At 71.9% G+C, this 5,127-nt stretch carries 5 protein-coding genes; 3 read left to right on the top strand and 2 right to left on the bottom strand.

The window, feature by feature from the left end:
- Both VFB40_RS00005 and VFB40_RS00010 read right to left on the bottom strand, forming a co-directional pair.
- Positions 1 to 460: class I SAM-dependent methyltransferase (locus VFB40_RS00005; RefSeq protein WP_414641988.1), on the bottom strand; the 460-nt coding region annotated here is incomplete at its 3' end.
- 65 nt (positions 461 to 525) lie between these two features.
- Positions 526 to 1,311 (bottom strand): putative protein N(5)-glutamine methyltransferase, encoded by a 786-nt coding sequence (locus VFB40_RS00010; protein WP_324847134.1) that lies wholly within the window; start codon positions 1,309 to 1,311, stop codon positions 526 to 528.
- A gap of 362 nt (positions 1,312 to 1,673) precedes the next feature.
- On the opposite strand from VFB40_RS00010, the gene VFB40_RS00015 reads away from it, so the two are divergent.
- The 3 genes from VFB40_RS00015 to VFB40_RS00025 all read left to right on the top strand — a co-directional run.
- On the top strand, positions 1,674 to 2,708 hold the full coding sequence (locus VFB40_RS00015; protein ID WP_324847135.1) for a LacI family DNA-binding transcriptional regulator: 1,035 nt from the start codon (positions 1,674 to 1,676) through the stop codon (positions 2,706 to 2,708).
- Between the two features lie 108 nt (positions 2,709 to 2,816).
- Complete coding sequence (gene araB, locus VFB40_RS00020) at positions 2,817 to 4,547, top strand: ribulokinase (RefSeq protein WP_349261279.1); 1,731 nt, start codon at positions 2,817 to 2,819, stop codon at positions 4,545 to 4,547.
- The coding region (locus tag VFB40_RS00025; protein WP_324847137.1) for an L-ribulose-5-phosphate 4-epimerase at positions 4,544 to 5,127 on the top strand (584 nt) is incomplete at its 3' end. The genes araB and VFB40_RS00025, both read left to right, overlap by 4 nt.

Genomic DNA, 5,127 nt, shown 5'->3' on the forward strand with positions numbered 1-5,127 from the left:
GGCTGACCGGGTGCGGGCCGGTGTCGGGGCCCTCGTCGCTGAAACACAGCACATATAGGGTCGCGTCCCGTTGGGTGACCGACGTGAGCGCGGCCACGTATCTCGTGCGTTCGTCGCCGCGGAAGGTGTGGAACAGTCCGCAGTCCAGCACCGTGGCGAACGTGCGGCCGAGATCGTCCAGCGCGAAGGCGTCGGCCGCGGTGAACTCCGCCGCGATCCCGCGCTCCGCCGCCTTCTCCCGCGCGGCTGCCAGCGCCGTTTCCGCTACGTCGAAGCCCAGCACCGGCACGCCGAGCGCGGCGATGTGCAGGGCGTTCTCGCCGGTCCCGCAGCCCGCGTCGAGTACCGGGCCGGCGAAGGCGCCTTCCGCGGCCAGGCGCACGACCACCGGCTGCGGCCGGCCGATGTCCCAGGGCGCTGGCCCGTCGCGGTAGGAGGCGTCCCACGGCAATCCGGTCATCCGTTCGTGGCTGGTCGGCTCCCGGCCGCCGAACGGATCGCCGGCGCGATTTCCCGCTTGCTCGGTCACCTCAATGTCACCTCCGCGCGTGTAGCGACGATGACCGCGGCGTCCATCTCGTCGTCGAGGACAACCCGCGGCAACAGGCCACTGTCCACTATTACCTGCATCGCCGCCGGCAGCTGCCGCTCGCTGGCCTCGACAAGTAAGTGGCCCCCCACCGCGAGCCATCGCGATGCCTGACTCGCGACAGCCCGCATCACGTCGAGGCCGTCGCTGCCGCCGTCGAGCGCGACGCGCGGCTCGTGGTCGCGCGCCTCGGCAGGCAGCAGCGCGATGTCGCCGGTGGGCACGTAGGGCACGTTCGCGATCAGAACATTGATCTTCCCGCGCAGCGTCTCGGGCAGCGCGCTATAGAGGTCGCCCTGATACACCTGTCCGCCGAGAGGGGCCAGGTTGCGCCGGGCGCACGCGACGGCCGCCGGATCGATGTCGACGGCGTGCAGGTCGAGCGGTCGCTGCACGCCGGCGGCGACCGCGGCGCCCAAGGCGCCGGTTCCGCAGCAGAGGTCGACGACGACCAAATGCGCGTGCTGTGAAACTTGCGCGGCGAGCCTGGCCGCTTCGCGCGCCAGCAGCTCGGTTCGGCGCCGCGGCACGAACACGGCGGGATCTACCGCGATGCGCAGGCCGCAGAACTGCGCCCAGCCGAGCACCTGCTCGAGCGGCAGGCCGCCGGCCCGCCGCCGGACCATGCGGTCGAGCTGGTGGGTCGTGTCCGCCTGGGCGAGGAGCAGCCGCGCCTCGTCCTCGGCGAAGACGCAGCCCGCCGCCCGCAGCGCGGCGGTCACAGTTTCATGCGTTGATACGACGTCGACCGCCTCAAGCCTGGGTTCGGACCGAAGCTCCCTTTCCCCCTCCGCTGACCTCTCAGTCTAGCGAAACCGCTGCTCAGAGGCGCGCGCTCGTGATCGTCCGAATTCGCCCGTTCGGCCCGAGTTACCCGGCCGGCGGTCGGGGCCGGTTCAATCCGGCCAGATCAACGACTGGTTTCGATCGCGTTGCGGACCCTTGACCCCCCGGAATGTTTGCGCTAACAATTCTCCATCGAGGCCGGTCGACGGCGCTCGTGAACCACGTTCAGTGGGCAGAAGACCTAGACTCGGGCCACCGCGGCGGCGTGGCCGTGGACACGGAGGGAGGCGGAGCAGGCATGCGCGTCATCGACGGCGATCGGGCACCGGTCATGGCCGACGTGGCACGGATCGCGGGCGTGTCGCACCAGACCGTCTCCCGTGTGCTCAACGACCACCCCAACGTGCGGCCCGCCACCCGGGACCGGGTGCTCGCCGCCATCCGCGAGCTGGGCTACCGGCCCAACGCGGCCGCCCGCACCCTGGTCACCCGGCGCACCAACACGCTCGGCGTGATCAGCTTCAACACCACGCTCTACGGCCCGGCCTCGATGCTCTACGGCATCGAGCAGGCCGCCAAGCAGCACGACTACTTCGTCACCGTCGCCGCACTGGCCGCGCTCGACCGCCGCTCGGTGCTCGACGCGGTGGAGCGGCTGCGCGACCAGGCGGTCGAGGGCATCATCGTGATCGCCCCGCAGACCACCGCGGTCGGCGCGCTGGCCAACGTCCCCTCGGACGTGCCGCTGGTCGCGGTCGGCTGCGGCACCCACTCCTCGCTGGCCTCGGTGGCCGTGGACAACGAGGGCGGGGCCGAGCGCGCCACCTCCTACCTGCTCGACCTCGGCCACCGCACCGTGCACCACATGGCCGGGCCCGCCTCCTGGCTGGACGCGCAGGAGCGCGAGATCGGCTGGCGGCGCACCCTGGAATCCCGGGGCGCGAGCGTGCCCGAGCCGCTGACCGGCGGCGACTGGTCCGCCCGCACCGGCTTCGAGCTGGGCCACCGGATCGCCCGCGACCCGCAGATCACCGCGGTCTTCTGCGCCAACGACCACATGGCGCTCGGGCTGCTGCGCGCGCTGCAGCAGGCCGGCCGCCGGGTGCCCGAGGACGTGAGCGTCATCGGGTTCGACGACATCCCGGAGGCCGAGTACTTCGGGCCGCCGCTGACCACGGTCCGCCAGGACTTCGACGAGCTGGGCCGCAGGGCCCTGCGCTCGCTGATCCAGCTGATCGACGCCGACCTGGCCGGAGTCGGACGCGCCGCGGTACGCGTGTCCATCGACCCCGGCCTGGTGGTGCGCGCCTCCGCGGCGCGTCCCGCCCTGTGAACCATCCGCAGAGCACGAGCACGACGAGCGACGAGCACTGACAAGCCGGGCCCGCGAGGGCGGCCGGCGGCGATCCCGAGGAAGGTTCGACTATGACAGAGGCGCGACATGGTTGTTAACGCTAACAATCATGGCGGTGGGGACCGGTACGTGATCGGAGTGGACTTCGGCACGCTGTCGGGACGCGCCCTGGTGGTCCGGGTCGAGGATGGCGCGGAGCTGGGGACCGCGGTGCACGAGTACGCGCACGGCGTCATCGAGGAGGCGCTGCCCGGGGCGGCCGGCGGCCGGTCGCTGCCGCCGGACTGGGCGCTTCAGCACCCTGACGACTACCGCGAGGTGCTGCGCCGCGCGGTGCCCGCCGCGGTGGCCGACGCGGGGGTGGACCCGAAGCAGGTGATCGGCATCGGCATCGACTTCACCGCCTGCACCGTGCTGCCGACCCTCGCCGACGGCACGCCGCTGTGCGAGCTCGACGAGTACCGCGACCGGCCGCACGCCTACGTCAAGCTGTGGAAGCACCACGCCGCGCAGCCGCAGGCAGACCGCATCAACGCGCTCGCGCACAAGCGTCCCGAACCGTGGATCGCCCGGTACGGCGGCAAGATCTCCTCCGAGTGGGAGTACGCCAAGGGCCTGCAACTGCTGGAGGAGGACGCCGAGCTCTACGCGCGCACCGAGCGCTGGATCGAGGCGGCCGACTGGATCACGTGGGAGCTGTGCGGCGTCGAGACGCGCAACGCCTGCACCGCCGGCTACAAGGGCATCCTGCAGGACGGCGTGCGCCCCTCGGCGACCTTCCTGACCGCGCTCAACGCCGGGTTCGCCGACTTCAACGACAAGCTCGACCTGGCCCCCGGCGCGCCGGGCATCTCCCCGCTCGGCGCGCGGGCCGGGTCGCTCACCGCGCAGGCCGCCGCCTGGACCGGCCTGCCGGAGGGCATCGCGGTCTGCGTCGGCAACGTGGACGCGCACGTGACCGCCCCGGCCGCGCAGGCCATCGAGCCCGGCCAGATGGTCGCCATCATGGGCACCTCCACCTGCCACGTGATGAACGGCGAGCGGCTGGCCGAGGTGCCCGGGATGTGCGGCGTGGTCGACGGCGGCATCGTCGACGGCCTGTGGGGCTACGAGGCCGGGCAGAGCGGCGTCGGCGACATCTTCGCCTGGTTCACCGAGCAGTCCACGCCCGGTTACGTCCAGGCCGAGGCCGCGGAGCGCGGTATATCCGTGCACGAACTGCTCACCGAGCAGGCGGCCGCGCAGCCGGTCGGCGCGCACGGACTGGTCGCGCTCGACTGGCACAGCGGCAACCGGTCGGTGCTTGTCGACCACCACCTGTCCGGGGTGATCGTCGGCCTGACGCTGAGCACCAAGCCGCACGAGGTGTACCGCGCGCTGCTGGAGGCCACCGCGTTCGGCACCCGCGTGATCATCGACGCGTTCGAGGAGAGCGGCGTCCCGGTCAACGAGTTCGTGGTGGCCGGCGGCCTGCTGCGCAACAGCTTCCTCATGCAGCTTTACGCGGACATCACCCGGCGGCCGCTGAGCCTGATCGGCTCGTCGCAGGGTCCTGCGCTCGGGTCCGCCATCCACGCGGCGGTGGCCGCCGGGGCGTACCCGGACGTGCCGGCCGCCGCGCGGGCGATGGGCAAGATCGAGCGCGCAGCCTACACCCCGGACCCGCAGCGCGCCTCGGCGTACGAGGCGCTCTACGCCGAATACCTGCGCCTGCACGACTACTTCGGGCGCGGCGCCAACGAGGTACTGCACCGGCTGCGCGAACTGCGGATCGAAGCGCACGCCCAGTCCGAGTCCACCGAGGGCGAGGCCCGATGAGCATCCAGTCCCGCGAGATCGACACCCTGCTGCGCGCGAAGATCACCCGGCTGCGCGAGGAGGTCTGCGCCCTGCACGCGCTGCTGCCGGCCAACGGCCTTGTGGCCTGGACCTCGGGCAACGTCTCGGCTCGGGTGCCGGGCGCGGAGCTGATGGTGATCAAGCCCAGCGGCCTCGACTACGAGGACCTGACCCCCGAGTCGATGGTGCTGTGCGACCTGGACGGCAACGTCGTCGAGGGCGAATACAAGCCGTCCAGCGACACCGGCTCGCACGCCTACGTCTACCGGCACCGCCCCGACGTCGGCGGCGTGGTGCACACGCACTCGACCTACGCGACGGCCTGGTCGGCGCGCGCCGAGGCGATCCCGTGCGTGATCACCGCGATGGCCGACGAGTTCGGCGGCGAGATCCCGGTCGGCCCCTTCGCCCTCATCGGCGACGAGTCGATCGGCAAGGGCATCGTGGAGACCCTGGCCGGGCACCGCTCCCCCGCGGTCCTCATGCGCAACCACGGGGTGTTCACCATCGGCAAGAACGCCCGGGCGGCGGTCAAGGCCGCGGTGATGACCGAGGACGT

It is taken from the genome of Actinocrinis sp., from assembly GCF_035650855.1.
Lineage (GTDB): Bacteria > Actinomycetota > Actinomycetes > Streptomycetales > Catenulisporaceae > Actinocrinis.